The sequence below is a fragment of the Finegoldia sp. P3-F-LR genome (genome assembly GCF_052932165.1).
The window spans coordinates 1-24,433 of the sequence record NZ_JBRFJE010000024.1 but is presented as its reverse complement, the minus strand read 5'-3'; the positions used below and the strand labels follow the sequence as shown (position 1 = coordinate 24,433).

At 34.7% G+C, this 24,433-nt stretch carries 38 protein-coding genes and 1 rRNA gene; 36 read left to right on the top strand and 3 right to left on the bottom strand.

All coding sequences use genetic code 11. The annotated features are described in order from the left end of the window. Positions 1-150: 150 nt before the first annotated feature. Positions 151-1,209 (bottom strand): methyltransferase domain-containing protein, encoded by a 1,059-nt coding sequence (locus tag ACU68U_RS08280; RefSeq protein WP_154272885.1) that lies wholly within the window; start codon positions 1,207-1,209, stop codon positions 151-153. Positions 1,210-1,246: 37 nt separating this feature from the next. After that, positions 1,247-2,083, bottom strand: a complete 837-nt coding sequence (locus ACU68U_RS08275; protein ID WP_154272884.1) for an MIP/aquaporin family protein — start codon at positions 2,081-2,083, stop codon at positions 1,247-1,249. Positions 2,084-2,239: 156 nt separating this feature from the next. Here ACU68U_RS08275 and ACU68U_RS08270 point away from each other — a divergent pair, with 156 nt between their 5' ends. Together ACU68U_RS08270 and ACU68U_RS08265 are read left to right on the top strand one after the other, a co-directional pair. Further along, a complete protein-coding gene (locus ACU68U_RS08270; RefSeq protein ID WP_154272883.1) occupies positions 2,240-3,202 on the top strand; it encodes a GNAT family N-acetyltransferase in 963 nt (320 codons plus the stop codon). 96 nt (positions 3,203-3,298) lie between these two features. Beyond that, positions 3,299-4,639: an MATE family efflux transporter gene (locus ACU68U_RS08265; RefSeq protein WP_154272882.1), complete on the top strand. Its 1,341-nt coding sequence runs from the start codon at positions 3,299-3,301 to the stop codon at positions 4,637-4,639. Between the two features lie 80 nt (positions 4,640-4,719). Here the strand turns inward: ACU68U_RS08265 and ACU68U_RS08260 are convergent, their stop codons facing one another. Continuing rightward, on the bottom strand, positions 4,720-5,253 hold the full coding sequence (locus ACU68U_RS08260) for an HdeD family acid-resistance protein (RefSeq protein WP_002840199.1): 534 nt from the start codon (positions 5,251-5,253) through the stop codon (positions 4,720-4,722). A 738-nt stretch (positions 5,254-5,991) separates the two neighbouring features. On the opposite strand from ACU68U_RS08260, the gene rpsJ reads away from it, so the two are divergent. From rpsJ to ACU68U_RS08090, 34 genes are all read left to right on the top strand, one after another. Continuing rightward, on the top strand, positions 5,992-6,300 hold the full coding sequence (rpsJ, locus tag ACU68U_RS08255) for a 30S ribosomal protein S10 (RefSeq protein ID WP_094203268.1): 309 nt from the start codon (positions 5,992-5,994) through the stop codon (positions 6,298-6,300). A 74-nt stretch (positions 6,301-6,374) separates the two neighbouring features. Further along, positions 6,375-7,004 carry a 50S ribosomal protein L3 gene (gene rplC, locus ACU68U_RS08250; RefSeq protein ID WP_094209379.1) on the top strand — a complete coding sequence of 210 codons (630 nt, stop codon included), beginning with the start codon at positions 6,375-6,377 and terminating at the stop codon, positions 7,002-7,004. A gap of 15 nt (positions 7,005-7,019) precedes the next feature. Continuing rightward, positions 7,020-7,643 (top strand): 50S ribosomal protein L4, encoded by a 624-nt coding sequence (gene rplD, locus ACU68U_RS08245; RefSeq protein WP_002836109.1) that lies wholly within the window; start codon positions 7,020-7,022, stop codon positions 7,641-7,643. Continuing rightward, entirely contained in the window at positions 7,643-7,933 is a 291-nt protein-coding gene (gene rplW, locus ACU68U_RS08240) for a 50S ribosomal protein L23 (RefSeq protein ID WP_154254991.1), read from the top strand. Before rplD ends, rplW begins: the two co-directional genes overlap by 1 nt. Before the next feature lie 16 nt (positions 7,934-7,949). Then, positions 7,950-8,780, top strand: coding sequence for a 50S ribosomal protein L2 (gene rplB, locus ACU68U_RS08235; protein WP_094208003.1), 831 nt, complete (start codon positions 7,950-7,952; stop codon positions 8,778-8,780). Positions 8,781-8,792: 12 nt separating this feature from the next. Further along, positions 8,793-9,077: a 30S ribosomal protein S19 gene (gene rpsS / locus ACU68U_RS08230; RefSeq protein WP_002836113.1), complete on the top strand. Its 285-nt coding sequence runs from the start codon at positions 8,793-8,795 to the stop codon at positions 9,075-9,077. A gap of 17 nt (positions 9,078-9,094) precedes the next feature. Continuing rightward, a complete protein-coding gene (gene rplV, locus ACU68U_RS08225; RefSeq protein ID WP_002836114.1) occupies positions 9,095-9,433 on the top strand; it encodes a 50S ribosomal protein L22 in 339 nt (112 codons plus the stop codon). An 11-nt stretch (positions 9,434-9,444) separates the two neighbouring features. After that, on the top strand, positions 9,445-10,179 hold the full coding sequence (rpsC, locus tag ACU68U_RS08220; RefSeq protein WP_094205164.1) for a 30S ribosomal protein S3: 735 nt from the start codon (positions 9,445-9,447) through the stop codon (positions 10,177-10,179). A 21-nt stretch (positions 10,180-10,200) separates the two neighbouring features. Further along, a complete protein-coding gene (rplP, locus tag ACU68U_RS08215) occupies positions 10,201-10,644 on the top strand; it encodes a 50S ribosomal protein L16 (RefSeq protein WP_094209381.1) in 444 nt (147 codons plus the stop codon). After that, complete coding sequence (gene rpmC / locus ACU68U_RS08210; protein ID WP_002836118.1) at positions 10,634-10,840, top strand: 50S ribosomal protein L29; 207 nt, start codon at positions 10,634-10,636, stop codon at positions 10,838-10,840. Before rplP ends, rpmC begins: the two co-directional genes overlap by 11 nt. Positions 10,841-10,845: 5 nt before the next feature. Further along, positions 10,846-11,100 (top strand): 30S ribosomal protein S17, encoded by a 255-nt coding sequence (gene rpsQ / locus ACU68U_RS08205; protein ID WP_002836119.1) that lies wholly within the window; start codon positions 10,846-10,848, stop codon positions 11,098-11,100. Between the two features lie 24 nt (positions 11,101-11,124). Further along, entirely contained in the window at positions 11,125-11,493 is a 369-nt protein-coding gene (gene rplN, locus ACU68U_RS08200) for a 50S ribosomal protein L14 (protein ID WP_002836120.1), read from the top strand. Positions 11,494-11,511: 18 nt separating this feature from the next. Further along, on the top strand, positions 11,512-11,820 hold the full coding sequence (gene rplX / locus ACU68U_RS08195; RefSeq protein WP_002841124.1) for a 50S ribosomal protein L24: 309 nt from the start codon (positions 11,512-11,514) through the stop codon (positions 11,818-11,820). 18 nt (positions 11,821-11,838) lie between these two features. Then, positions 11,839-12,381 (top strand): 50S ribosomal protein L5, encoded by a 543-nt coding sequence (gene rplE / locus ACU68U_RS08190; protein ID WP_002836122.1) that lies wholly within the window; start codon positions 11,839-11,841, stop codon positions 12,379-12,381. Positions 12,382-12,393: 12 nt separating this feature from the next. Then, the gene (locus ACU68U_RS08185; RefSeq protein WP_002836123.1) at positions 12,394-12,579 is read left to right on the top strand and encodes a type Z 30S ribosomal protein S14; all 186 of its coding nucleotides are present in this window, start codon (positions 12,394-12,396) and stop codon (positions 12,577-12,579) included. A gap of 21 nt (positions 12,580-12,600) precedes the next feature. Continuing rightward, positions 12,601-12,996 carry a 30S ribosomal protein S8 gene (gene rpsH, locus ACU68U_RS08180; RefSeq protein ID WP_002836125.1) on the top strand — a complete coding sequence of 132 codons (396 nt, stop codon included), beginning with the start codon at positions 12,601-12,603 and terminating at the stop codon, positions 12,994-12,996. A 26-nt stretch (positions 12,997-13,022) separates the two neighbouring features. Next, complete coding sequence (rplF, locus tag ACU68U_RS08175; RefSeq protein WP_316102666.1) at positions 13,023-13,562, top strand: 50S ribosomal protein L6; 540 nt, start codon at positions 13,023-13,025, stop codon at positions 13,560-13,562. Between the two features lie 14 nt (positions 13,563-13,576). Next, positions 13,577-13,939, top strand: coding sequence for a 50S ribosomal protein L18 (rplR, locus tag ACU68U_RS08170; protein ID WP_094203273.1), 363 nt, complete (start codon positions 13,577-13,579; stop codon positions 13,937-13,939). Positions 13,940-13,959: 20 nt separating this feature from the next. Then, on the top strand, positions 13,960-14,466 hold the full coding sequence (rpsE, locus tag ACU68U_RS08165) for a 30S ribosomal protein S5 (RefSeq protein ID WP_002837356.1): 507 nt from the start codon (positions 13,960-13,962) through the stop codon (positions 14,464-14,466). 13 nt (positions 14,467-14,479) lie between these two features. Further along, on the top strand, positions 14,480-14,662 hold the full coding sequence (rpmD, locus tag ACU68U_RS08160; protein WP_094203274.1) for a 50S ribosomal protein L30: 183 nt from the start codon (positions 14,480-14,482) through the stop codon (positions 14,660-14,662). 11 nt (positions 14,663-14,673) lie between these two features. Next, positions 14,674-15,123, top strand: a complete 450-nt coding sequence (gene rplO / locus ACU68U_RS08155) for a 50S ribosomal protein L15 (RefSeq protein WP_002836133.1) — start codon at positions 14,674-14,676, stop codon at positions 15,121-15,123. Position 15,124: 1 nt separating this feature from the next. Beyond that, positions 15,125-16,399 carry a preprotein translocase subunit SecY gene (gene secY, locus ACU68U_RS08150; protein ID WP_094203275.1) on the top strand — a complete coding sequence of 425 codons (1,275 nt, stop codon included), beginning with the start codon at positions 15,125-15,127 and terminating at the stop codon, positions 16,397-16,399. Between the two features lie 10 nt (positions 16,400-16,409). Then, positions 16,410-17,057: an adenylate kinase gene (locus tag ACU68U_RS08145; protein WP_094223067.1), complete on the top strand. Its 648-nt coding sequence runs from the start codon at positions 16,410-16,412 to the stop codon at positions 17,055-17,057. Between the two features lie 5 nt (positions 17,058-17,062). Further along, positions 17,063-17,347 (top strand): KOW domain-containing RNA-binding protein, encoded by a 285-nt coding sequence (locus tag ACU68U_RS08140; protein ID WP_002836136.1) that lies wholly within the window; start codon positions 17,063-17,065, stop codon positions 17,345-17,347. Beyond that, complete coding sequence (infA, locus tag ACU68U_RS08135; protein ID WP_002836137.1) at positions 17,328-17,543, top strand: translation initiation factor IF-1; 216 nt, start codon at positions 17,328-17,330, stop codon at positions 17,541-17,543. Before ACU68U_RS08140 ends, infA begins: the two co-directional genes overlap by 20 nt. 14 nt (positions 17,544-17,557) lie before the next feature. Beyond that, positions 17,558-17,671: a 50S ribosomal protein L36 gene (rpmJ, locus tag ACU68U_RS08130; protein ID WP_002836138.1), complete on the top strand. Its 114-nt coding sequence runs from the start codon at positions 17,558-17,560 to the stop codon at positions 17,669-17,671. A gap of 12 nt (positions 17,672-17,683) precedes the next feature. Continuing rightward, positions 17,684-18,034 carry a 30S ribosomal protein S13 gene (gene rpsM / locus ACU68U_RS08125; protein WP_002841105.1) on the top strand — a complete coding sequence of 117 codons (351 nt, stop codon included), beginning with the start codon at positions 17,684-17,686 and terminating at the stop codon, positions 18,032-18,034. A gap of 15 nt (positions 18,035-18,049) precedes the next feature. Further along, positions 18,050-18,457, top strand: coding sequence for a 30S ribosomal protein S11 (rpsK, locus tag ACU68U_RS08120; protein WP_002836140.1), 408 nt, complete (start codon positions 18,050-18,052; stop codon positions 18,455-18,457). Between the two features lie 55 nt (positions 18,458-18,512). Beyond that, positions 18,513-19,466 (top strand): DNA-directed RNA polymerase subunit alpha, encoded by a 954-nt coding sequence (locus ACU68U_RS08115; RefSeq protein WP_110058301.1) that lies wholly within the window; start codon positions 18,513-18,515, stop codon positions 19,464-19,466. A gap of 13 nt (positions 19,467-19,479) precedes the next feature. Then, positions 19,480-19,875: a 50S ribosomal protein L17 gene (rplQ, locus tag ACU68U_RS08110; protein WP_094203277.1), complete on the top strand. Its 396-nt coding sequence runs from the start codon at positions 19,480-19,482 to the stop codon at positions 19,873-19,875. Between the two features lie 132 nt (positions 19,876-20,007). Next, positions 20,008-21,981, top strand: coding sequence for a cell wall-binding repeat-containing protein (locus ACU68U_RS08105; RefSeq protein ID WP_446763113.1), 1,974 nt, complete (start codon positions 20,008-20,010; stop codon positions 21,979-21,981). A 96-nt stretch (positions 21,982-22,077) separates the two neighbouring features. Next, a complete protein-coding gene (gene rpsD / locus ACU68U_RS08100) occupies positions 22,078-22,674 on the top strand; it encodes a 30S ribosomal protein S4 (protein WP_002836144.1) in 597 nt (198 codons plus the stop codon). A gap of 102 nt (positions 22,675-22,776) precedes the next feature. Beyond that, on the top strand, positions 22,777-24,012 hold the full coding sequence (locus ACU68U_RS08095) for a peptidoglycan binding domain-containing protein (RefSeq protein WP_446763112.1): 1,236 nt from the start codon (positions 22,777-22,779) through the stop codon (positions 24,010-24,012). A 337-nt stretch (positions 24,013-24,349) separates the two neighbouring features. Further along, positions 24,350-24,433 (top strand): 16S ribosomal RNA (locus ACU68U_RS08090); the annotation flags it as partial.

Here is a 24,433-nt window from a genome sequence, read left to right as displayed (position 1 = left end):
TAGAATATAGAAAGAAAAATGTAGCATAAAAATTTCTACCCCTATGGGTAGAATAGGACAAAAAAACCAGAGACAAATAATTTTTAAATGTCTCTGGTATAAAGTCCAACTTTTTGGGGTCACCTTAAAAACTCACAGCTTTTGATTTTGTTAGCAGCAGCAAGAACCGCTGTTTCCATCACAATCACATTCATTTCCTGGGCCATCACAACCATCGAACAGACCAAAGTGATTTGTTCTATCTCCAACGACATCGAAGTATTTTTTAAATCTTGTTTCTTCGATCATTGCACAGCTATTTCCACACACTGCCATTGGCAAATCTTTATAGAATCTGTGGTGGTCGTCAAGGTCGAAGTAGTGTTCACTACCTAAAATACCTCCACGATAAGTTACGAATTGTCCGTATTGTTCGCATCTATCTTCGATAATTCCTGGTAATTTCACAGCTCTTACAGTTCTTGATGTGAAGTTCACATTGCCAACTAATTCTTCGATTTTTCTGTTTTCGATTGGTGCCTTAGTGATTTTAGTATATCTGAAATCTTCCCAGCCGATTTTATGCAATAATCTTCTGAAATCTTCTACATACATTGCACCGGCTAAACATTCACCACGTAATACAGGGTTTTGGTATATTTCATCAGAAACCCTTCTGTCAGCGAAAATATCTGAGAAGTACAATTCTCCACCTTTTTTCAATACTCTCCACACTTCTTTGAACACTTCTTCTTTGAAAGGGGAAAGGTTGATAACGCAGTTGCTGATTACAACATCGATTGATTCATCTTCGATTCCGATTGATTTCAAATCTTCGATGTATCCTTTTTTGAATTCTACGTTTGATTTCTTGTAGCCAAATTTTTCAGCCATTTCGTCTTGGTATTTCTTAGCAAAGTTTAATTGGTCATCAGTCATGTCCACGCCGATTACTTTTCCATTTTCGCCAACTAATTTTGAAGCTACATACACGTCAACTCCAGTACCGCATCCCAAATCCAATACAGTGCATCCTTCTAAGGCTTGTGGGATTGGAGAGCCACATCCGTAAAATCTTTTGATGATTTCAGGATTAATCATACTTCTTATTTCTTTCAAATGTTCAGGCATATTATCTTGGCAACTACAGATTTTTGTTTCCATTTGTCCTTCTTTTTCTGTAGTTATATTGCTATAATATTCTGATACTTGTTTTCTAATGTCTTCCATAAATACCTCCTATTGTTACTCTAATATTATTATACCATTAATTGCAACCGCAACTATTTTTTGAGTTTTGCATTGGCTCGATTACTTTTGTAAAGAAAATCGCTGCTAGTCCAGCTCCGATTAGTGGTGCAAGTGCATAAACTATGAATGCATCCATTGTGAATGCGATGTTTTTCCATCCAACAAAATACGCCACGATTCTTGGGCCGAAATCTCTCGCTGGATTAAGTCCTGCATCAGTCATAGGTCCAATTGTACATATCAAAGCGGCAACTGTTAGACCGATAAATAATGGGAACAAATCGTCGCTTGGTCTACCTATGTTACAACCTTCAGTCATTGAGAAAATAATCATAACCAAAATGAAAACGCCAAGTGCTTCTGCGAAAGCCGCAACAGGCATACCGATTACGCCGTTTGCTGTGTTAGGGAACACTTCAATCCAAATACTTGATGCTGGTGATGCCACATCCATGGTCAAGTTAGCTGCATCCAAGCTTTTCTTCACAGAATCTGCAAAGAACACCCATAATGCACTGGCTGCTAAGATAGCCCCAACAAATTGACCTAGTATGTATACAGGGAAATTCTTCCATGAACATCTTTTGGAAATGCACATTGCAAAAGTAACCGCTGGGTTGAAGTGCGCACAAGACAAGTTTCTAGTAGCGTAAATCGCAATAGCGATTGCAAGACCCCACACGATACCGACTTGGAATGGACCAGTGTGCGCTTGGTACAATGTAGCTGTGGCTACAGATCCAATTCCTAAAAAGCACATCAAAAATGTACCGATAACCTCACCTGTGAATCCTTGTATGAGGCTTTCTTTCGTTACGACTTCGCAACAGCAATTGTTTTCTTCTGAACTCATTAGTTCACCTCCAGAAATTATTTAACGATAAATACTATCGTGATTTAATTATAAATTATAAAATATAACTAGTCAACGAAATTGATAACTTTCTATCTTAAAAGTGGTTAGTGCAAAGAAAATAATATGGTATTATATAAAAAAGGAAGTGCAATTATGAAAACTGACAAAATAATTTTAAGAAAATTTACGATAAATGATGCAGGCAAAATGTATGAAAACTGGGCAAGTGACAGCAGAGTTACGAAGTTTTTGACGTGGGAGCCTCACACATCAATCCAGCAAACTGAAAGTATAATTAAACAATGGATAAACGACGACAAGGATGTGTACTTTGCGATTTGCAACACAAACGATAAAAACATCGGTTGCATATCTGCATCATTAATTAAGGAAAATCCGAAGACTTACGCTATTGGCTACTGCTTGGCATACGATTATTGGTCCCAGGGAATAATGACTGAGTCTTTGAAACTGATGATAAAATATTTGTTTGAAGATAAACACGCCGTAAGAGTTGAAGCCACACACGACAGGAGAAATTCTGCAAGTGGCAAGGTTATGATGAATGCTAATATGAAATTCGAAGGATGTCTTAGAAAATCAGCAATGGACAACCAAGGCGTCGCAGATTCTTGTATGTATTCGATGATTGACGAAGACTACGAATGTGATTTTGTGATTCCTGAATTTGATGAGTTGAATTTCAGACAAGAATTGTTGGCGGATGAAAACACGATGAGTTTCAATGAAAAATATGGCGGAGCTATTGATTTCTCAGAAGACAAATGGCAAAGTTGGTATGACAAATGGATAAACTCTGACGACAGATTTTACTATTACATTATGGGTCATAACAAGCCTGTCGGAGAATGTTGTATATATAAGGAAGATGATAGGTGGATTTGCAGTTTAATTGTAAAAGACGAATACAGAAACAATGGCTACGGGAAAAAAGCGTTAATGTTTTTGATTGATTTGGCGAAAAAATTGGACATAGATGAGCTTTACGATAATATTGGTATAGGCAATCCTTCGTTGAATTTGTTTTTGAGCTGTGGATTTGAAGTTGTATATACTAATGAAGAATATTCAACTGTGAGAATTAAGACACGCTAACTTGTATTAAATTTTCTGTAGTAGTATGATGTAATATATAATTTTATTTTTAGATTGAGTATTAGAATTAGATTGAACGATAGAATGGATGATTAAATGAAGAATAAGAATTTTTACAAAAGAGCAATACAGGTGGCGTGGCCGTCGGTGTTGGAGAGCTTTTTCATAGCACTTGCGGGAATTATTGACACATACATGGTGTCTTCGATTGGAAGCTCTGCAGTAGCGGCTGTAGGTCTTACCACACAACCCAAATTCATAGCACTAGCGATATTCTTCTCCATAAATATCGCTACGTCGGCTTTAGTTGCTAGACGTCTTGGAGAAGAGGACAAGGAAGAAGCAAACAGAATACTTGTAACAGCGATTATCATGGGACTTGTGCTAACGGTTGTTATAAGCACTGTGATGGTGTATTTTTCGGATAGTATTCTGAGACTTGCAGGAAGTAACTCGGACACGCATACTGATGCGCTGAATTATTTCAGAATAATCATGGGAGGAATGATTTTCTCCGTAGTGAGTATGACGATAAATGCAGCACAAAGAGGATCGGGCAACACTAGAATTGCATTTACAACTAACTTGGTGTCAAGTATTGTCAACATATTTTTTAATTACTGCTTGATAGGTGGTAATTTTGGTTTTCCCAAAATGGAAGTTTCAGGAGCGGCGCTTGCGACAGTACTTGGAACAGTCGTAAGTAGTATAATGTGCATTAGATCGCTTTTCAGAAAAGATGGTTTCGTACAAATCAAATACATTTTCAAAAAGAAAATCAAGCCAACAGTTGAAGTATTCACAAGTATCGTCAAACTTGGAACCAACTTGTTCGTTGAAAACATAGCCATGAGAATAGGATTCTTGACAACGGCACTTATGGCAGCGGGACTTGGAACAGACACATTTGCAGCACACAATGTAGGAATGAATCTTCTAAGTATTTGTTTTGCGTTCGCAGACGGAATGCAAGTTGCAGCAGTCGTTCTAACAGGATCAAGCCTTGGCGCTGGTAAGAAAGAAAACGCCAAGATTTACGGCAAAGTCTGCCAACGAATAGGACTTATGATATCTCTTGTACTATCTTTGATATTGTTGTTATTTGGAAAAGGAATATTCCATTTGTTCTTCGACAAACTCTCCATCATAGAAACAGGAGAAATCATCGCAAGATTCATCACAGTAATAGTCCTTCTACAAATCTCACAAATCATCTACGGAGGATGTTTGAGATCAGCAGGTGATGTAAAATACACATTAATCTCTTCAATCATAAGTGTAACAATCATAAGGACAGTAGTAACATACATCCTTGTATCTGTGTTTGAAATGGGAATCGTGGGAATATGGCTAGGAATCTTCTCCGACCAATTCTCTAGATACATGTTCAATTCAATCAGATTTAGACAAGGTAAATGGGTTAACATTAAAATATAAAAAATCGTCTCGTTTTGATATGTACCATCCTTACTGGATGACCCGGTAAAGATGGCACACATCATTTTGAGACGATTTTTTTAATACTCATGTTTGAAAGCATATGCAATATATTTAACGCCAGATATTGTCAAATACATTCCAATTAAAAATACAACCGTAAAAGATGCTCTTAAAGGATTGTACAACATCATAATTCCAAGAATTAAAGTAATAATATTAATTATGATATTAAGATGGTAAAGTCCACCTGGAACAAACCTTAGATATCTTCCGAAACTAATATCGTTGATTGAATCGATAATAAACCAAATCGAGAACACATACGGAATGATCAATACAGCAGATTCGACATTAAAAAGAAGAATGAGGCCAAGTATTATATCTATTATGCTTATCCAAAAGAATAATTTTATGTTCAGTCTTGTAAAATCTTTTATCTTTTTATAAATTAAAACTCCGCCTACGCCTTTAACAATTGCAATTATTCCAAAATAAATCACCAGACTCGCTAAGCTGGCATATGGATTTTTAAAAGCTATGAATGAAACTATAATAAAACAAATACCTGTAATAAGAGAAATCCAATCAACTGATTTCTTTTCTTCTACCATACTAACACCTCCTTAAATTGTTGATATACTTTATATACCCAGATTTAAAGAATATTATTCACTAAATATTAAGAAAATTATTAACAACACTTTGTTGAAAGTTAAAACGAAAATTGTTGGATGAAAATTTGTCGCAAGTTAAAACGAAAAATGTTACCGAAAATTACTGACGACACTTCTTAGCAATAAAAACAAAAATAGTTTTAGCTAAGAATATCATTCGTAAAAAATAATCACAAATTCTAGCGAAGTGAACCGTGAAAAAATCTCACTCGTGCCAGAGCGAAGCTCGCACTTGAGATTTTAGGTTCACAAGCTTTGAATTTGTTTATTTTTGGAGACAGATATTCGTGCTAAATTATTTTTGTTTTTTGAAATGCGTTCAGCAAGAATATAACTTTTACTCCCCGCCCTTTTATTATATAATAAGGAAGGAAACAAATTTTTCGTAAAAATATTGAAATTTTACAAAAAAACTTCAAAAAGGTGTTGACATTGTTGTATAGACAATGTATAATACCAGTTGTGCCTAAAGTTAGTAAGCGTAGAAGTGGAAGGTTGCTCGGGAAACGTGATTAATCTTCCGAGGTAATTTTCACCGAGAAGTCCTACACGATTAGGGCGATGGGTTAAACTTTTTAAAAAAGTTTTTTAAATTTTAGGTCACTGTACACCCGGGAGGGTGTATGAATATAACCCAGCAAGACGCTTCTTCAAAAATATAGAGGAGGTGCCTAAATGGCAAATCAAAAAATCAGAATCAGACTAAGAGCTTACGATCACGAATTAATCGATCAATCAGCTCAAAAAATCGTTGAGGCAGCTAAGAGAACTGACGTTAAAGTATCAGGTCCTATTCCGTTGCCAACAGAAAAAGAAGTTGTTACAATCTTAAGAGCTGTTCACAAATACAAAGACTCAAGAGAACAGTTCGAACAAAGAACACATAAGAGATTAATCGATATCATTAATCCTAACGCAAAGACATTGGAAGCGCTTAAAAAACTTAACCTTCCTGCCGGCGTAGATATCGAAATTAAACTTTAATCTTAGTATGATTGTAAAGCAATCCGCTGTAAGTAAATTTTAATGTGGATATCACACTATAGGAGGTGTACTCAATGAAGAGTATTTTAGGTAAAAAAATCGGAATGACTCAAATCTTCAACGAAGATGGTAGTGTTGTTCCAGTAACTGTCATTGAAGCGGGTCCAATGGTTGTTACACAAATCAAAACTAAAGAAAAAGAAGGATATAACGCAATTCAAGTTGGTTACATCGAAAAGAAAGAAAAACATGTAAACCAACCAATGAGAGGTCATTTTGGCAAAGCAGGCGTTTCATTCAAGAAACACTTACAAGAGTTCAAAATAGGTGATGACGAACAATTCAACCTTGGAGATGAAATCAAATTAGATATCTTCCAAGACGGAGATGTTGTAGATGTTATCGGTATTTCAAAAGGTAAAGGAACTCAAGGTTCAATAGTTAGACACAACTATTCAAGAGGACCTATGGGACACGGTTCTAAATCACACAGAGTTGCAGGTGCAAGAAGTGCGGGATCTTATCCAGCAAGAGTATTCAAAGGACGTAAAGGTTCAGGAAAGATGGGTCACGACCGTGTAACTGTTCAAAACTTGAAAATTGTTAAAGTTGACAATGAAAGAAACTTACTTCTTATTAAGGGAGCTGTTCCAGGAAACAAAGGTGGAGTAGTTACTGTTAGAGAAGCTATTAAGTCAAAATAGGAAGGAGGATGAAACATGCCTAAAGTTCAAATTTTAAACCAACAAGGAGAAAATGTTGGAGAATTAGAATTAAATGAAGCCATTTTCGGCGTTGATGTTAATGAGCACGTTGTTTACGAAGTAGTTAGAAATCAACTTGCTAATAAAAGACAAGGCACACAATCTGCTAAAACTCGTAGTGAGGTAAGAGGTGGAGGAAAGAAGCCTTGGAGACAAAAAGGTACAGGTAGAGCAAGACAAGGATCTATCAGATCTCCACAATGGAGAGGTGGTGGGGTAGTATTCGCTCCAAAACCTAGAGATTACAGCTACGCTGTTCCTAAGAAAGTTAGAAGACTTGCAATCAAATCAGTATTAACTGACAAAGTTAATGACAATGAAATGATCGTTTTAGATAAATTAAGCTTAGATGCTATTAGCACTAAAAAAGCTGTTGAAGTATTAAAGAATATTAAAGCAGACAAGAAAGCTTTAGTAGTTGTTGATAAAAATGATGATACACTTTACAGATCATTTAGAAACATTGAAAATGTAGCTATTTGTGAAGCTAGATTAATCAATGTATATGATTGTTTGAAATACAACTCATTAGTTATTACAACTGATGCTGTTAAAATTCTTGAGGAGGTGTTTCAATAATGAAATCACCATATGATATTATTTTGAAACCAATTATTTCTGAAGATTCTATGGAAAAAATGGAAGAAAAGAAATATGTATTCAAAGTAGATAAAAATGCGAATAAAATAGAAATCAGAAACGCTATCGAAAAGATTTTTGATGTTAAAGTAAAATCTGTTAACACTATGAACGTTAAAGGAAAAGTTAAGAGAATGGGCGCTCACAGTGGTAAGAGATCTGATTGGAAGAAAGCTATAGTTGCATTAACAGAAGATTCAAAAGAAATTGAATTTTTCGAAGGAATGTAATTAAGGGGGTAAAAACATGGCAATAAAAAAATATAAACCGACTTCTGCCGGTGTACGTGGTATGAGTGTTTTATCATTTGATGAAATCACAAAAACTACTCCTGAAAAATCATTAACTGTTAGCTTAAACAAATCTGGCGGAAGAAACTCTTATGGTAGAGTAACTATTCGTCACAGAGGCGGCGGAGCTAAGAGAAAATATAGAATTATAGATTTTAAGAGAAACAAAGATGGTATTAAAGCTGTTGTTAAATCAATCGAATACGATCCAAACAGAACAGCAAACATCGCTTTGTTACAATACGAAGATGGTGAAAAAAGATACATCATCCAACCACAAGGACTAAAAGTTGGAGATGTAGTTGAAAGTGGTGCTGATGTAGATATCGTACCTGGTAATGCTCTTCCATTGAGAAACATTCCAGTAGGTACTACAGTTCACAACATCGAAATGAAAGTTGGCAAAGGAGCTCAATTAGTTAGAACAGCTGGTGCTGAAGCACAACTTATGGCTAAAGAAGGTAAATTTGCTCAATTAAGATTACCATCAGGAGAATTCAGATTAATTCACCTTGACTGTAAAGCTACTGTAGGTCAAGTTGGAAATATCTCTCACGAATTAGTTACAATCGGTAAGGCTGGACGTAACAGACACTTAGGTAAGAGACCTTACGTAAGAGGTTCAGCAATGAACCCAGTAGATCACCCTCACGGTGGTGGTGAAGGTAGAGCACCAATCGGTAGACCAGCTCCTTCAACTCCATGGGGTAAACCAGCACTTGGACTTAAGACTCGTAAGAAAAACAAAAAGTCTAATAAGTACATTGTAAGAAGAAGAAAGAAATAACGGAGGGATAGAATGAGTAGATCACTTAAAAAAGGACCTTTCTGCGATGAACACTTAATGAAGAAAGTGGAAGAACTTAACAAAAACGATGAAAAAAAGATTATTAAAACTTGGTCTCGTCGTTCTACAATATTCCCTAACTTCGTAGGTCACACTATTGCAGTTCACGATGGAAGAAAGCATGTACCTGTTTATATTACTGACGATATGGTTGGTCATAAATTAGGAGAATTTGTTCCTACAAGAACATACAAAGGTCACATTAAAAACGAAAAAACGAGTAAGGTTCGTAATTAATATAAGGAGGTATGACAATGCAAGCTAAAGCTATAGCGAAATATGTACGTATTTCTCCTCTAAAAGTTAACTTTATATGCAAAGAAATTAGAGGTAAACAAGTTGATGAAGCCCTTGCTATATTGAAATTCACTCCTAAAAAAGGTGCTAGAATTTTAGAAAAAGTGCTAAATTCAGCAATTGCAAACGCAGAACACAATTTTGGATTAAACAGAGAAGATCTTTTTGTATCACAAGCATACGCTAATAATGCTCCAGTAATGAAAAGATGGAGACCAAAAGCTAAAGGAATGGCTTATCCAATCCTTAAAAGATCAAGTCATGTTGGCGTAGTTGTAGAAGAAAGAGAATTATAAGGAGGAGTCTGATGGGTCAAAAAGTTAATCCTAAAGGATTAAGAGTTGGTGTTATCAAAGACTGGGATTCAAGATGGTTTGCAGATAAAAAAGATTTTAGTGATTATTTAGTAGAAGATCACAAAATTCGTGAACTAATCAAGAAAGAATCTTTCAGCGCTGGTATTAGCAGTATAGCCATCGAAAGAGCATCAAACAAAATTAAAGTAACTATCAACACAGCTAAACCTGGTATGGTTATTGGCCGTCAAGGTGCTGGCGTTGAAGAATTAAAAAATAAATTAGAAAAATTAACAGGTAAGAAATTAATCATAAATGTAGAAGAAATTAAGTTCCAAGACTTAGATGCACAATTAGTTGCAGAAAATATCGCAAGTCAATTAGAAAGACGTATTTCTTTCAGACGTGCAATGAAACAAACAATGCAAAGAAGCATGAGAGCAGGAGCTTTGGGTATTAAGACTATGGTTTCTGGTAGACTTGGTGGAGCTGATATGGCAAGAAGCGAAGGATACAGCGAAGGAACTATTCCTCTTCAAACTCTAAGAGCTGCAATCGACTATGGATTTGCAGAAGCAGACACAACTTATGGTAAGCTTGGTGTTAAAGTTTGGTTATACAAAGGTGAAATGTTACCTGGTATGACAGAAGAAGATTTACCTGTTTACAAAAACAAAAAAAACGACAAAAACAGAAAAAGAAGAAACAATAACAGAAAAGGTAAATCCCAAGCAGCTAAAAACTAATTCGAGAGGAGGAAATATTCTATGTTAATGCCTAAAAGAGTAAAATACCGTAGAGTTCACAGAGGCAGAATGAAAGGTAAAGCATTAAAAGGCAATACTTTAACTTACGGTGATTATGGTATACAAGCGTTAGGTTCTTGTTGGTTAACAGCTAATCAAATAGAAGCAGCACGTCGTGCTATGACAAGATATATAAAAAGAGGCGGTAACATCTGGATTAAAGTTTTCCCAGATAAGCCAGTGTCAAAGAAGCCTATCGGTATTCGTATGGGTTCAGGTAAAGGAGCTCCAGAATATTGGGTAGCAGTAATTAAACCAGGTAGAGTATTATTTGAAATGGCAGGTGTTCCTGAAGAAGTAGCACGTGAAGCTATGAGACTTGCTCAACACAAACTACCTATCAAAACTAAATTTATAGCTCGTGAAGAGTTCGGAGAAAAGGACGGTGAAGCTGATGAAAACTAAAGAAATTCGTAATCTATCAGATCAAGATTTACAAAAACAATTAGAACAATCTAAAAGTGAATTGTTTAATCTACGTTTTCAATTAGCTACTGGGCAATTAGAAAACCCTATGATGATAGGACTTGTAAAAAAAGATATAGCTCGCATTAAGACTATTATTAGAGAACGTGAGCTAAACATTGGTAAGGAGGCTTAACAATTATGGAAAGAAATATGAGAAAAACCATAGTTGGTATAGTTGTTTCAGATAAGATGGATAAGTCAATTGTTGTAGAAGTTAAGACACTTGTCAAAGATCCTAAATACGGTAAACAATTAAGAAAAACAACTAAATTTAAAGCACACGATGAAGAAAACATTGCTGGTATCGGCGATAAAGTTAAAATAATGGAAACAAGACCTCTTTCTAAGACAAAGAACTGGAGACTTGTAGAAGTTATAGAAAAAGCTAAGTAATTCTTATTACGAAAGGAGAATTTTATGATTCAACAAGAAAGTCGTTTGAGAGTTGCAGATAACTCTGGTGCAAAAGAACTACTAGTAATAAGAGTTTTAGGTGGTACTAAAAGAAAGTACGCAGCTATCGGAGACATCGTAGTTTGCTCAGTTAAATCTGCACAACCGGGCGGTATGGTTAAAAAAGGTGATGTAGTAAAAGCTGTTATCGTGAGAACAACTAAACCATTGGGAAGAGCTGATGGAAGTTACATCAGATTTGACGATAACGCAGCTGTAATTATAAAAGATGATAAAAATCCAGTGGGAACAAGAATTTTTGGTTCAGTAACTCGTGAATTGAGAGCCAATAACTTCATGAAAATAATCTCATTGGCACCTGAAGTATTATAATTGGAGGTGTAAAGAGATATGAAGATTAAAAATGGAGATACTGTAATAGTTATTTCTGGTAAGGACAAAGGAAAGACTGGAAATGTTATTGAAGTATTAGCCAAACAAAATAAAGTGGTAGTAGAAGGAGTTAACATAGTTACTAAACACCAAAAAGCTAACGGACGTGGTGTTGAAAGTGGACTAATCAAAAAAGAAGCTCCTATTGATGTTTCAAACGTAATGTATTATGATGCTAAAAACAAGAAAGGCACAAGATTAGGTTACAAGTTTGAAGACGGTAAGAAGGTTAGATTTATGAAATCTAACAACGAAACTATTAAGTAACATAAGGAGGGTATAAACTTGACTTCCAGATTAAAAGAAAAATATACAAATGAAGTTGTTCCTTTCTTGGTTGAACGTTTCAAATATGAAAACATCATGCAAGTTCCAAGATTGGAAAAAATCGTGCTTAACATGGGTTTAGGCTCTTCAAAAGAAAATCCTAAAGCTATCGAAAGCGCAGTTAAAGAATTAGAAACAATTACAGGACAACACCCAATTGTAACAAAAGCAAGAAAATCTATCGCTAACTTCAAACTTAGAGAAGGAATGAATGTTGGTGTTAAAGTTACATTACGTGGTGAAAAAATGTATGATTTCTTAGATAAATTTATGAACATTTCTCTTCCACGTGTAAGAGACTTTAGAGGTATTTCTTCTAAATCATTCGATGGTAGAGGAAACTATGCTGTAGGTATCAAAGAACAATTAATATTCCCTGAAATTGAATACGATATGGTAGATCAAATTAGAGGTATGGATATTGTGGTCGTTACTACTGCAAACACTGACGAAGAAGCTAAGGAATTATTAGACAAAATGGGAATGCCATTTAAGAAATAAGGAGGAGTTTTAGTGGCTAAAAAATCAATGATCGCAAAACAAAAAAGACCTGCAAAGTTTAGCACAAGAGAATATAACAGATGCAAAATTTGTGGTAGACCTCACGGATATTTAAAGAAATATGGCATCTGCCGTATATGCTTTAGAGAATTGGCTTATAAAGGCGAAATCCCTGGCGTAAGAAAAGCAAGCTGGTAAGAAAGGAAGGAGGAAGCTTTTATGATGACTGATCCTATAGCAGATATGCTAACAAGAATAAGAAACGCAGTTAATGCGAAACATAAAGTTGTTGAAGTTCCTGCATCTAATATCAAAAAATCAATAGCACAAATTTTATTAGATGAAGGATTTATCGATGGTTTCAATGTTACTGATGACGGTAAACAAGGAATCATTACAATAGATTTAAAATATGGTCCTAACGAAGAAAAAGTAATTTCAGGTATCAAGAGAATATCTAAACCTGGACTTCGTGTCTATGCCAGAGCAAATGAAGTTCCTAAGGTTTTAGGCGGACTTGGTATTGCTATTGTCTCTACATCAAAAGGCCTTGTAACTGATAAAGTTGCTAGAAAAGAAGGTATTGGTGGAGAAGTAATTTGTTACGTATGGTAACACAAACATTATAAGGAGGTTTGACCATGTCAAGAATTGGATTAAAACCAATTGAAATTCCTAATGGCGTTGAAGTAAAAATAACTGAAGACAATTTGTGTACTGTAAAGGGACCAAAAGGTGAATTAGTTCAACAAATGCCAAAGGAAATGATTATCAAAGTAGAAGATAATACAATCACAGTTTCAAGACCTTCAGACATTAAAAGACACAAATCACTTCATGGTTTAACAAGAACTCTTGTTTTTAACATGATTGAAGGTGTTACTGAAGGATACAAGAAAACTTTAATTATAGAAGGTACTGGTTACAGAGCAGCAAAACAAGGTAAAAAATTAGTGTTAAACTTGGGATATTCACACACAATTGAAAAAGAAGATCCAGAAGGAATCACAGTTGAAGTTCCAGAACAACACACATTAGTTATCAGTGGTAATAACAAACAACAAGTTGGTAACTATGCTGCAAAAATCAGAGACTTAAGAGGACCTGAACCATACAAAGGTAAAGGTATCAGATATGAAGATGAACATATTAGACGTAAAGTCGGTAAAACAGGTAAGTAAGAAAGGAGTAAGGTATGTTTAAGAAAATTGATAAAAATGCAAATAGAGTTAAAAGACATCTACGTATTCGTAAGAACCTTACAGGAACTTCTGAAAAACCAAGATTATGCGTATTCAAGTCTAATACTAACATCTATGCACAATTAATCGATGATGTTAACCACAACACATTAGTAGCTGCATCTACATTAGATAAAGATTACAAAGGCGAATCAAAATCTAACATGGAAGCTGCAAAACTTGTTGGTGAATTAATCGGTAAGAAAGCTATCGACAAAGGCATTGAACAATGCGTATTTGACAGATCTGGATATTTATATCACGGAAAAGTTAAAGAATTAGCTGAAGGTGCTAGAAGCGCCGGACTTAAATTTTAGTGCAAGGGAGGTATTTAGTATTGGAACTTTTAAATAAAGAAATAGAAGGTTTAGAATTAGAAGAAAGAGTTGTAAATATTAACCGTGTAGCTAAGGTTGTTAAGGGTGGTAGAAACTTTAGATTCGCAGCCCTTGTAGTAGTTGGAGATAAAAACGGACATGTTGGTGTTGGTATTGGTAAAGCACAAGAAGTACCAGAAGCTATTAGAAAAGCTAGCCAAGATGCTAAAAAACACATCTTCACAGTTCCTATCGTAAACACAACTATTCCTCACCAAGTAACAGGAATATTTGGAGCTGGTAGAGTATTATTAAAACCAGCTGGAGAAGGTACTGGAGTTATCGCAGGCGGTCCTGTTCGTGCGGTATGTGAATTAGCAGGTATCAAAGACGTTCGTTCTAAATCATTGGGAACATCAAACCCTCAAAACATTGTTAATGCAACTGTAGAAGGACTTAAATCACTTAAGACAGCTGAACAAGTAGCTAAATTAAGAGGAAAGTCTGTAGAAGAAATTTTAAAATAAGGAGGGCTTTTAAGTGAGTAAATTAAAGATCACTCTTAAAAAGAGCAAAATCGGTAGAATTGAAAAACACATTAGAACTTGTGAAGCCCTTGGACTTCATAAAATCGGACAATCAGTAATCAAAGAAGACAATGATGCAGTACGTGGAATGATTAGACACATTGCATTCATGGTTGACGTAGAAGAAGTTAAGTAGGAGGTGTTATAGTGAAATTACACAACTTAAGACCTGCTAAAGGTGGAGAAGTAAAAGCAAGAAAAAGAGTTGGTAGAGGTTACGGTTCAGGATTAGGACACAATGCTGGACGTGGTAGAGACGGACAAAACTCAAGATCAGGCGGAGGCGTAAGACCAGGATTTGAAGGGGGTCAAATGCCTTTATTCAGAAGACTTCCTAAGAGAGGCTTCAAAAACCACTTCGCAAAACAATACGCTGAAATCAACATCAGAGACTTAAATTGTTTTGAAGATGGAGATGAAATAACACCAGAAATCCTAGCAAACGCAGGATTCTTTAAGCCAGTTAAGGCTAAAGACGGCGTTAAGATTTTAGGTGACGGAGAATTAACTAAGAAATTAACTATAAAAGCTAATAAATTTACTAAATCAGCTGAAGAAAAAATTACAAAAGCCGGAGGAAAGGTAGAGGTGATTTAAGATGCTTAAAACCTTGAAAGACGCATGGAAGGTTTTAGACATTCGTAAAAGAATCGGCTTTACTCTACTAATGGTTGTAGTTTTTAGATTAGGTAATGCAATACCGGTTCCTTTTATGGATAAGGCCATTATCAAACAAATAATGAGCGGTCAAGAAGGCGGAATAGTTTCTTTATTGAACCTATTAAGTGGGGGATCATTGAGACAAATGAGCATATTCGCTCTTTCGATATACCCTTACATTACCGCTTCAATCATTCTTCAACTTTTAACAGTAGCATTTCCTAGATTAGGAGAACTTACACGTGAAGGTGAAGAAGGAAAGAAGAGAATGGGTAAATACACTAAAATCTGTAGTATAATTTTGGCATTCATACAAGGATATGCTACAGTTAATGGTTTATTTAACAGAGCAATCGTAGACAAAAGCTTTTTAACAGGATTTGTTATACTAATAAGCTTGGTAGCAGGATCAATGTTTCTAGTATGGCTAGGAGAAATGATTACTGAAAGAGGTATCGGTAACGGAATTTCAATCTTGATTTTCATAGGTATCATTTCAAATATGCCAAGACAAATCGGTACAATGATTTATCAATCTAGACAAGGAATGTTATCTTGGTGGAAAATATTACTTTTTGTACTAATAGCGATTATAATATTAGTAGTAGTGGTATTAATTAACCAAGGTGAAAGAAGAATTCCTGTACAATACGCTAAAAGAGTAGTAGGAAGAAAAATGTATGGTGGTCAATCAACTCATATTCCAATCAAAGTTAATATGGGTGGTGTAATGCCAGTAATCTTTGCATCAGCAATCTTACAATTACCACAAACAATAGCATTATTATTCGGCAAAGACATGCCAGTATGGTTAGCCCACATATTCACAGTACAAACAACATCAGGGTTAGTTATCTTTTCAATAGTAAACATGTTATTGATTATAATATTCGCATTCTTCTACTCAGCAATTCAGTTCAACACTGTTGAATACGCTAAGAACTTGCAACAATATGGCGGATTCATTATGGGAATTAGACCTGGTAAACCAACAGGCATGTATCTAAAGAAAATTTCTGATAGAGTAACATTTATAGGCGCAATCATATTAGCGTTAGTAGCATCAGCACCAATGCTAATATCAAAAGCTATAGGAATACAAATCCTATTCGGTGGTACATCAATCATCATCGTAGTAGGTGTAGTATTAGATACTGTAAAACAAATGGAAAGTATGCTAACTATGAAACACTATAAAGGATTTTTGAAGTAAGGAGTTTATAATGAGATTAATATTATTAGGACCTCCGGGAGCAGGTAAAGGAACTCAAGCTAAAAGAGTTATTGAAGAATTTGATATTCCTCACATTTCAACAGGTGATATTTTCAGAAAAAATATCAAAGAAAAGACAGAACTAGGTCAAAAAGTTGAAGGCTTACTTGCAGAAGGAAAACTTGTACCTGATGAATTAACAATAGAAATAGTTTGGGACAGATTAGATCAAGAAGATTGCAAAAACGGATTCTTACTTGACGGATTCCCAAGAACAATTCCTCAAGCCGAAGCCCTTGATGAAGGACTAGCTAAAAGAGGATTGAAACTAGACCGCGTATTAAACATAGACGTTGACAAAGATTCTCTTGTAAAAAGACTTTCAGGAAGACGTGTATGTCCAAACTGTGGTGCAAGCTATCACATTGATAACAACCCAACAAAAGTTGAAGGGATATGTGATGTATGCCAAACTCCAGTAATCCAAAGAGAAGACGACAAAGAACAAACTGTACTAGACAGAATCAAAGTATACGATTCACAAACTAAACCTTTAGTAGACTTCTACAACAAACAAGATTTAGTATTCACAGTTGACGGAACTCTTCCAATAGATGAAATCACTAATAAGTTAGTAACAGAATTAAAAAAAGGTTAGAATTAATGAGCCAATACAACAAACTTGAAACAGGACAAGTTGTTTTAAGTACTTGTGGTCGTGATATGGGCAAACTACAAATGGTTTTGGAAATTCTTGACGATTCTTATGTATTGGTAGTAGATGGAAAACAACGTAAAATCGAAAAACCAAAGAAAAAGAAGATCAAACATCTTCAAAAGTACAACAAAAAGTTGCAATTAGAGAATTTAACAGATAAGAAACTAAGATATATGTTAAACAATTTAAAAAAGGAGGATCAAGACAAGGATGTCCAAAGAAGTTATTGAATTAGAAGGAACAGTAGTAGATGCTCTTCCTAATACGGTATTTAAGGTAGAACTTCAAAATGGCCATGTAATAACAGCTCATATTTCAGGCAAATTAAGAATGAATTATATAAGAATTCTTCCAGGAGACAAAGTAACGGTTGAATTATCACCATACGATTTGGATCGTGGAAGAATAACATGGAGAAAGAAATAAACGGAGGTTAAGCAATGAAAGTAAGACCATCAGTTAAAAAAATGTGCGAAAAGTGCAAGATTATAAAAAGAAAAGGTCGTGTTATGGTTATTTGCGATAACCCTAAACACAAACAAAGACAAGGTTAGTAGGAGGTATAAATGGCAAGAATTCAAGGTGTCGACTTACCAAATGACAAACGTGTAGAAATTGGACTAACTGCAATTTATGGAATAGGTAGACAATCATCAAATAAAATCTTAGCTAAATTAGGAATCAATCCTGACACAAGAGTAAAAGATTTAACAGAATCTGAATTATCTGATATCAGAAATGAATTAGACAACTATCTTACTGAAGGGGATTTACGTCGTGATGTAGCAATGAACATCAAAAGATTGAAAGAAATCAACTGCTACAGAGGATCAAGACACAAAAAAGGCCTTCCAGTAAGAGGACAACATACAAAGAACAACGCAAGAACTCGTAAGGGTCCTAGAAAACAAGCATAGAGAGGGGGAAATTAATTGGCACTAAAAACTAAAGGCGCAAAACGTAATGTTCGCGGTAAAAAAAGAGTAAAAAAGAATATTGAAAAAGGTCAAGCACACATTTCTTCTACATTCAACAACACTATGGTATGTTTAACTGACCTTAACGGTAACGTATTAAGCTGGGCTTCTGCTGGACAATTAGGATTCAGAGGATCTAGAAAATCAACTCCATACGCTGCACAACAAGCTGCTGAAGAAGCTGCTAAAAAAGCTATGGAACACGGATTAAAAACTGTTGAAGTTTATGTAAAAGGACCAGGTTCAGGAAGAGAATCTGCAATTAGAAGTTTGCAAGCTTCTGGACTTGAAGTTAGCTCTATTAAAGATGTAACTCCAATCCCTCACAACGGTTGTAGACCACCAAAGAAGAGAAGAGTATAACACATAGGCTTAATTCAGGATTTCCTGATGGGACTTGTCGAAGGAGGCTGTATTTATGACTGAACAATTAGATACTAAAATAAAAATCGTTGAATTAGATGAACAAAATAATTACGGTAAATTTGTCATAATGCCACTGGAAAGGGGATATGGAACTACTCTAGGAAACTCTCTAAGAAGAGTTTTATTATCATCATTACCAGGAGCTGCTATATCAAAGATAAATATCCAAGGTGTAGCTCATGAAATGTCTACGATTAAAGGTGTCAAAGAAGACGTACCTGAAATAATTTTGAATTTAAAAGGTATCGCTGTAAAGAAATACAATGAAGAACCTATATCATTGAATGTAGACATAAAAGGTCCATGTGTTCTAACAGCTAAGGATATTTTAGTTGATACTGATTTGGAAGTTAAAAACCCAGATCACTATATTGCAACACTTAATGAAGATGCTTCATTAGAAATGCAAATCACAGTTATCAACGGAAAAGGCTACAAAATATCTGAATTTAACAAAACAGAAGAAGATATTATAGGAGATATCGCCATTGACTCACTGTTTAGCCCTGTGAAAAAGGTTAATTTCACAGTAGATAATGCCAGAGTTGGCCAAGTAATTGATTACGATAAGCTTACAATAGAAGTGTGGACTAATGGAACAATTAGACCACAAGATGCCTTAAGCGAAGGAAGCAACATCCTAATCAATTGCCTGGAATTATTCAGTGAATTACCTAACTACGAGTGTAATACAAACAGTGACGACGAAGACAATCAAAAAGATAAAGAAACTCAAATGGGCATCAATATCGAAGAATTAGATTTCTCATTAAGATCATTCAACTGTTTGAAAAGAGCTAATATCAATACTGTAGGAGATATCGTATCTCATACAAAAGCAGAAATGATGAAGATAAAGAACTTTGGTAAAAAATCCTTAGACGAAGTTGAAGAAAAACTTCAAGAAATGGGCCTTGCATTTAAAGAAGAAATAAAAGACGAATAAAGGAGGATAGACATTGGCTAACTTAAGAAAATTAGGTAGAAGAACTGATCACAGAACAGCAATGTTAAGAAACCTAGTTCAATCATTGTTCGAAAATGGAAAAATCGAAACAACAGTTACTCGTGCAAAAGAAGCTAGAAGAGAAGCTGAAAAGATGATTACACTTGGTAAAAAAGGTGATTTGAGCGCTAGAAGAGAAGCTCTTAAATATATATACAAAACAGACGTTGTACACACATTGTTTGAAGAAATCGCACCAGTTTATGCTGACAGACAAGGTGGATACACAAGAATCTTAAAATTAGGACCTCGTAGAGGAGATGGTTCTGAAATGTGTATACTTGAATTAGTAGATTACACTAAAAAAGAATCCTCAGAAGAAAAAGAAACAGTGAAAGCTGACAAATAGAAAATAACTAAGCATTTGCTTAGTTATTTTTTTTATGCCCAATTGCAAAAGAAAAATCATAGGATTATAATAAAATTAAGAATAATTTGTTAGTTAATAATGAATAATTCAAAAATTTATTGGGAGGAACCTATGAACAAAAAAATAGTAGCTGCACTAACTTTATCAGCGTTGTTGTTATCGACAAACTCATTCGCTTCAAATGAAACACAAAAGTTAGATGCAATCGAAAAACTTGGTCTAAAAATCGATCAATCTATCGATAAGACTAACCTAGCAGATGAAATCAAATTACAAAATGGAATCACATTGAAATTTGACAAAGATGGAAAACTTGTAGGAATTAATGCGCTTTCTAGCACAGAAAAGCTGTTATCAGGAAAATCAGACGACAAATTCGAAGATTACTTAAACAGCATAATAGCTAAGCTTCAAAAAGATGGTTACATTCCTGAAGGATACAAATTAGTCGACAAACAAGACATACTTGATAACGGATACAAAGTTGTATTTGAAAAAGAAAATTCATTTAATGTAAAAAATCCGTACAATATAATAATAGTATCATTTGACAAGAAAACAAACGAACTCAAAACATTTAACAAAATTGAAAAGTTTGAGGTTACAAAAGCACCTACAGCAAAGCTTGAAGATGCAAAGAAAGTTGCAATCGAAAAACTAAAATCCATCAAAGATTTTGATGAAACAAAAGTAAAATCAGAAACCTCAGTAATCAACATAGACAACTTGCCAACAAAGTTTACAAAAAACAAAGGTCTAGTAGTTGCATATGTATTTGAATATGAAGATACAAAAGTTTATGTCGACGCTAATACAAAAGAATTGTTGGGAGCTGATAAGCTCAAATCAAACGGCAACACACAAAGCACAAAACAATACGTAGTATCCAGAATTAACGGGAAAAACAGGATTGACACATCTATCCAAATAGCTAAAAGCTACATCAAATCATCAGAATTCGCAATCCTTGCGAACCAAAACAACTTCCCAGATTCACTAAGTGCGACAGTTCTATCTAAAAAATACAACGCACCAATATTATTGACAGATGCGAAAACAGCAGACAAAGGATTAATCCAAGAAATCAAAAGATTACAAACAAAATACTTTGTCAAAATAGGTGGCGAAAAGTCTATCAGCAACGAAGTTGCAAAACAATTACTACCAAAAGGAAGTAAAGTAAGATCATTCAAAGGCGCTGACAGATACGCTACAAACGCTGAAATCATCAAAGAATACAAAGACGCAGACACTTGTATCATAGCAAGCGGCGAAAACTTTGCAGACTCACTAAGCATTGGCGCATACGCAACTAAAAACGGATACCCAATCGTATTAGTACAAAAAAATAAAATCAACGACGTAACTAAACAAGCACTAAAAGATTCCAAAATCAAAAAATGCTACATCGTAGGTGGAGAAAACTCAGTATCCAAATCATTGGAAAAAGAACTTCCACAAGTAATCGAAAGAATCGCTGGAAATGACCGATACGAAACATCACTTAAAATAGCTGACAAATTCTACAAAGACGCACAAGGAGCATACCTTGCAAGTGGAGAAGTATTTGCAGACAGCTTGGCAATCAACCCAATCGCTGCAAGATTTGATGTACCATTGATTCTTACACCAAAAGACAAATTACCACAACAAACACAACAATACCTTGAAAAATCAAAAATCGTTCAAGTAGCTATAATAGGTGGAGAAAAGACAGTATCCAAACAAATTCAACAAGAATTAGCCAAAACCAACCCAAACGTTGCGACATCTGTTAAATTCACATACACAAAAGACGGAAAGAAATTTACAAGAGAACTTACAAACGCAGAAGCTAACGAATTAGCAAAATTGATGAATGAACACGACAAATATGTAAAACATCTAAGATTAAAAAGCATATTTGACAACTACTTCACATTAGTAGGAGCTAATGGTAAAACAAAAGTAGCGGTATCAGTAAATATCGAAAAAGATGAAGTCGTAATAGACGATGCAATCCTTGAAAAAGGTGCTACACTTAATAAAGACAACGAGCTTGCAAAACAATACATTAAATTCATCGAAAATTTACAACAAAATTAACACAAAAATTGTTGAAAAACAAACTTATAGGTGATATAATAGCGTTGGCTTAAAAAATTATCGCGGCAAATAATTTTTTAATGGAGATGAATATTAATGGCAAGAATGATGGGACCTAGATTTAAACAATCTAGAAGATTAGGTCTAAACGTATGCGGTCACCCAAAAGCTAACAAAAGAATGGGTAAAGGACTTGGAAGAAACGACAAGAAGTTAACTGAATATGGTATGCAACTTCTTGAAAAACAAAGATTAAGAGCATATTACGGAGTAAACGAAAAACAAATGCACAAATACTTCGAAAAAGCCCTTAACAACAAAGAAGGTCTTACAACTGGGGATGTAATGGTAAGACAATTAGAAACTAGATTAGACAACCTAGTTCTAAGAGCTTCATTTGCATCATCAATCAGACAAGCAAGACAAATGGTATCTCACGGTTTAATCAGAGTAAACGGTAAAAAAGTAGATATCCCTTCTTACCAAGTAGCTGAAGGATCTGTAATCGAATTGAAAGAAAAATCAAGATCAAATGAATTGTTCAAAGAAAACTACGAAACAAACTTTGCACAATCATTACCTTACATTGACAAGGAAGAAAACTTCAAAGTAACATTGACAAGACTTCCTGAAAGACAAGAAATTCCAATCGAAATTACAGACTCATTAATAGTTGAGTTGTACTCAAGATAATCAAAAGGCGAGTTATTATACTCGCTTTTTTTATTGCAAACATTGATATATACTCAAATTAAAAGTACAATAATATTAATCACAACGAAAAAGGAAAATCAAATGAAAAAACGAGCACTCATAACCACAATACTATTCTTGTTTCTGGTGTATTTTAGTGCAACAACATTCTTCACATTTTACGCACTACCCAACACATACGTCAATGGTTACAACATGAGCTATGTCGAAAAATCCAAAATAGTTGACAGAAATGCAGACATCAGAACACTCACAATCAATGCTACTGATAACCGTAAACTTGTAATAGATGCAAAAGAAGTGGATTTCAACCTAAAAATACCAGAAGATTTCAAAATCGAACAAAACCCATTCTCATGGCCGTTGTCGTTTTTTGACACCAAAAAATACAACATCAATTTCGATTACACAATTGACGAAGACAAACTAAACAAAAAAATCTACCAAGCACAGCTTAACAAAAACGCCAAAAAATCGTACAACGCCTACATCAGTTACTTGGATGACGAATACACAATAATACCAGAAGAAATCGGAAACGAAATAGATACAAATAAACTAAAAGACACCATCAAAAAATCACTACTAGAACAAAAAGAGATCGTCACCCTCAAAAACGAATACATCAAACCAAAAGTCTACGCAAACGACTGGAACATCATACGTGCCAAAAACAAACTCAACAAACTCAAAGACATCGAAATAAGCTTTGATTTCAACGACACAATCCATAAACTCAAAGGCGCACAGCTTCGTGACATGATGGACTTTGATGAGAGAGATGGATTCGTATATAAAGACAGTGAAATCGAACACTACGTAGACGATTTGAAAAAAGAAACAGACACCTACAACAAACCACACACAATAAAAACAGCAGAAAACAAAATAGTCACACTCAACGCAACAGACTACGGCTGGGAAATCGACAAACAAAAAACAGTAGAACTTATAAAACTCACACTAGATGATGCAGAAGATAAAACAATAGAACCAGTCTACGCAAAACAAGCCAAATCCAGACTTAAAAATGACATTCAAGACGAATACATTGAAATCGACCAACAAAACAAAACACTCTACTACATTAATAACTACAAAATCAACAAAAGTATACCAATAAAAATCACACAACCAATCTCAAAAGGAATCTACAACATAGATAACAAAATTAAAGGCTACTCCAAAAACTACACGTTGGGATTTTACAGACACACAATATCTACAGAACAAAACTCTGACATACAAGTAAGCCCCAACCTGTTAGAAAGCATATATTATGATGTAGGAGAAAATATAGCAGTAATAGTTTACTGAAGTAAAATAAAAGTAAAAAATTTTTAAAATTCACTTGACATTATAGTGCAAACTTGATAATATATATAAGCACTCAATTGTTCGGTGAATTTTTTAATTAAATAAAAATTAAAAAACACTTGACAATAAAGAAATACAAGAGTATAATGTAATAGTTAGCTCACAAAACGCGAACTTCAAATAAACTTTGAAAATCACGTTTTAAAATATATTTCGTGAGTATAGAACCTTAATAAATTAAATAAAGTAAATACTTTGAGAGAAGTACAAACCAAACAATAATTCGGTGAGAATAAAAAAGCAAAAGTCAGCTGAAAAGCTAGCTTCAAACAAACATTAAATTGAGAGTTTGATCCTGGCTCAGGACGAACGCTGGCGGCGTGCTTAACACATGCAAGTCGAACGGGATTTAGTAGACAGA

What these genes read in the sequence shown, in the direction of transcription:
- ACU68U_RS08260 (WP_002840199.1), bottom strand. Translation starts at nt 5,253, where the DNA reads ATGGTAGAAGAAAAGAAATCAGTTGATTGGATTTCTCTTATTACAGGT.
- rpsM (WP_002841105.1), top strand. Translation starts at nt 17,684, where the DNA reads ATGGCAAGAATTCAAGGTGTCGACTTACCAAATGACAAACGTGTAGAA.
- ACU68U_RS08095 (WP_446763112.1), top strand. Translation starts at nt 22,777, where the DNA reads ATGAAAAAACGAGCACTCATAACCACAATACTATTCTTGTTTCTGGTG.
- ACU68U_RS08275 (WP_154272884.1), bottom strand. Translation starts at nt 2,083, where the DNA reads ATGAGTTCAGAAGAAAACAATTGCTGTTGCGAAGTCGTAACGAAAGAA.
- rplW (WP_154254991.1), top strand. Translation starts at nt 7,643, where the DNA reads ATGAAATCACCATATGATATTATTTTGAAACCAATTATTTCTGAAGAT.
- rpmJ (WP_002836138.1), top strand. Translation starts at nt 17,558, where the DNA reads ATGAAAGTAAGACCATCAGTTAAAAAAATGTGCGAAAAGTGCAAGATT.
- ACU68U_RS08140 (WP_002836136.1), top strand. Translation starts at nt 17,063, where the DNA reads ATGAGCCAATACAACAAACTTGAAACAGGACAAGTTGTTTTAAGTACT.
- rpmC (WP_002836118.1), top strand. Translation starts at nt 10,634, where the DNA reads ATGAAAACTAAAGAAATTCGTAATCTATCAGATCAAGATTTACAAAAA.
- ACU68U_RS08265 (WP_154272882.1), top strand. Translation starts at nt 3,299, where the DNA reads ATGAAGAATAAGAATTTTTACAAAAGAGCAATACAGGTGGCGTGGCCG.
- rplD (WP_002836109.1), top strand. Translation starts at nt 7,020, where the DNA reads ATGCCTAAAGTTCAAATTTTAAACCAACAAGGAGAAAATGTTGGAGAA.
- ACU68U_RS08270 (WP_154272883.1), top strand. Translation starts at nt 2,240, where the DNA reads ATGAAAACTGACAAAATAATTTTAAGAAAATTTACGATAAATGATGCA.
- secY (WP_094203275.1), top strand. Translation starts at nt 15,125, where the DNA reads ATGCTTAAAACCTTGAAAGACGCATGGAAGGTTTTAGACATTCGTAAA.
- rpsH (WP_002836125.1), top strand. Translation starts at nt 12,601, where the DNA reads ATGATGACTGATCCTATAGCAGATATGCTAACAAGAATAAGAAACGCA.
- rpsD (WP_002836144.1), top strand. Translation starts at nt 22,078, where the DNA reads ATGGCAAGAATGATGGGACCTAGATTTAAACAATCTAGAAGATTAGGT.
- rplX (WP_002841124.1), top strand. Translation starts at nt 11,512, where the DNA reads ATGAAGATTAAAAATGGAGATACTGTAATAGTTATTTCTGGTAAGGAC.
- ACU68U_RS08115 (WP_110058301.1), top strand. Translation starts at nt 18,513, where the DNA reads ATGACTGAACAATTAGATACTAAAATAAAAATCGTTGAATTAGATGAA.
- ACU68U_RS08280 (WP_154272885.1), bottom strand. Translation starts at nt 1,209, where the DNA reads ATGGAAGACATTAGAAAACAAGTATCAGAATATTATAGCAATATAACT.
- rplN (WP_002836120.1), top strand. Translation starts at nt 11,125, where the DNA reads ATGATTCAACAAGAAAGTCGTTTGAGAGTTGCAGATAACTCTGGTGCA.
- rpsQ (WP_002836119.1), top strand. Translation starts at nt 10,846, where the DNA reads ATGGAAAGAAATATGAGAAAAACCATAGTTGGTATAGTTGTTTCAGAT.
- infA (WP_002836137.1), top strand. Translation starts at nt 17,328, where the DNA reads ATGTCCAAAGAAGTTATTGAATTAGAAGGAACAGTAGTAGATGCTCTT.
- rplB (WP_094208003.1), top strand. Translation starts at nt 7,950, where the DNA reads ATGGCAATAAAAAAATATAAACCGACTTCTGCCGGTGTACGTGGTATG.
- rplV (WP_002836114.1), top strand. Translation starts at nt 9,095, where the DNA reads ATGCAAGCTAAAGCTATAGCGAAATATGTACGTATTTCTCCTCTAAAA.
- rplP (WP_094209381.1), top strand. Translation starts at nt 10,201, where the DNA reads ATGTTAATGCCTAAAAGAGTAAAATACCGTAGAGTTCACAGAGGCAGA.
- rplR (WP_094203273.1), top strand. Translation starts at nt 13,577, where the DNA reads ATGTTTAAGAAAATTGATAAAAATGCAAATAGAGTTAAAAGACATCTA.
- rpsC (WP_094205164.1), top strand. Translation starts at nt 9,445, where the DNA reads ATGGGTCAAAAAGTTAATCCTAAAGGATTAAGAGTTGGTGTTATCAAA.
- rplF (WP_316102666.1), top strand. Translation starts at nt 13,023, where the DNA reads ATGTCAAGAATTGGATTAAAACCAATTGAAATTCCTAATGGCGTTGAA.
- rpsS (WP_002836113.1), top strand. Translation starts at nt 8,793, where the DNA reads ATGAGTAGATCACTTAAAAAAGGACCTTTCTGCGATGAACACTTAATG.
- rpsJ (WP_094203268.1), top strand. Translation starts at nt 5,992, where the DNA reads ATGGCAAATCAAAAAATCAGAATCAGACTAAGAGCTTACGATCACGAA.
- ACU68U_RS08145 (WP_094223067.1), top strand. Translation starts at nt 16,410, where the DNA reads ATGAGATTAATATTATTAGGACCTCCGGGAGCAGGTAAAGGAACTCAA.
- rplC (WP_094209379.1), top strand. Translation starts at nt 6,375, where the DNA reads ATGAAGAGTATTTTAGGTAAAAAAATCGGAATGACTCAAATCTTCAAC.
- ACU68U_RS08105 (WP_446763113.1), top strand. Translation starts at nt 20,008, where the DNA reads ATGAACAAAAAAATAGTAGCTGCACTAACTTTATCAGCGTTGTTGTTA.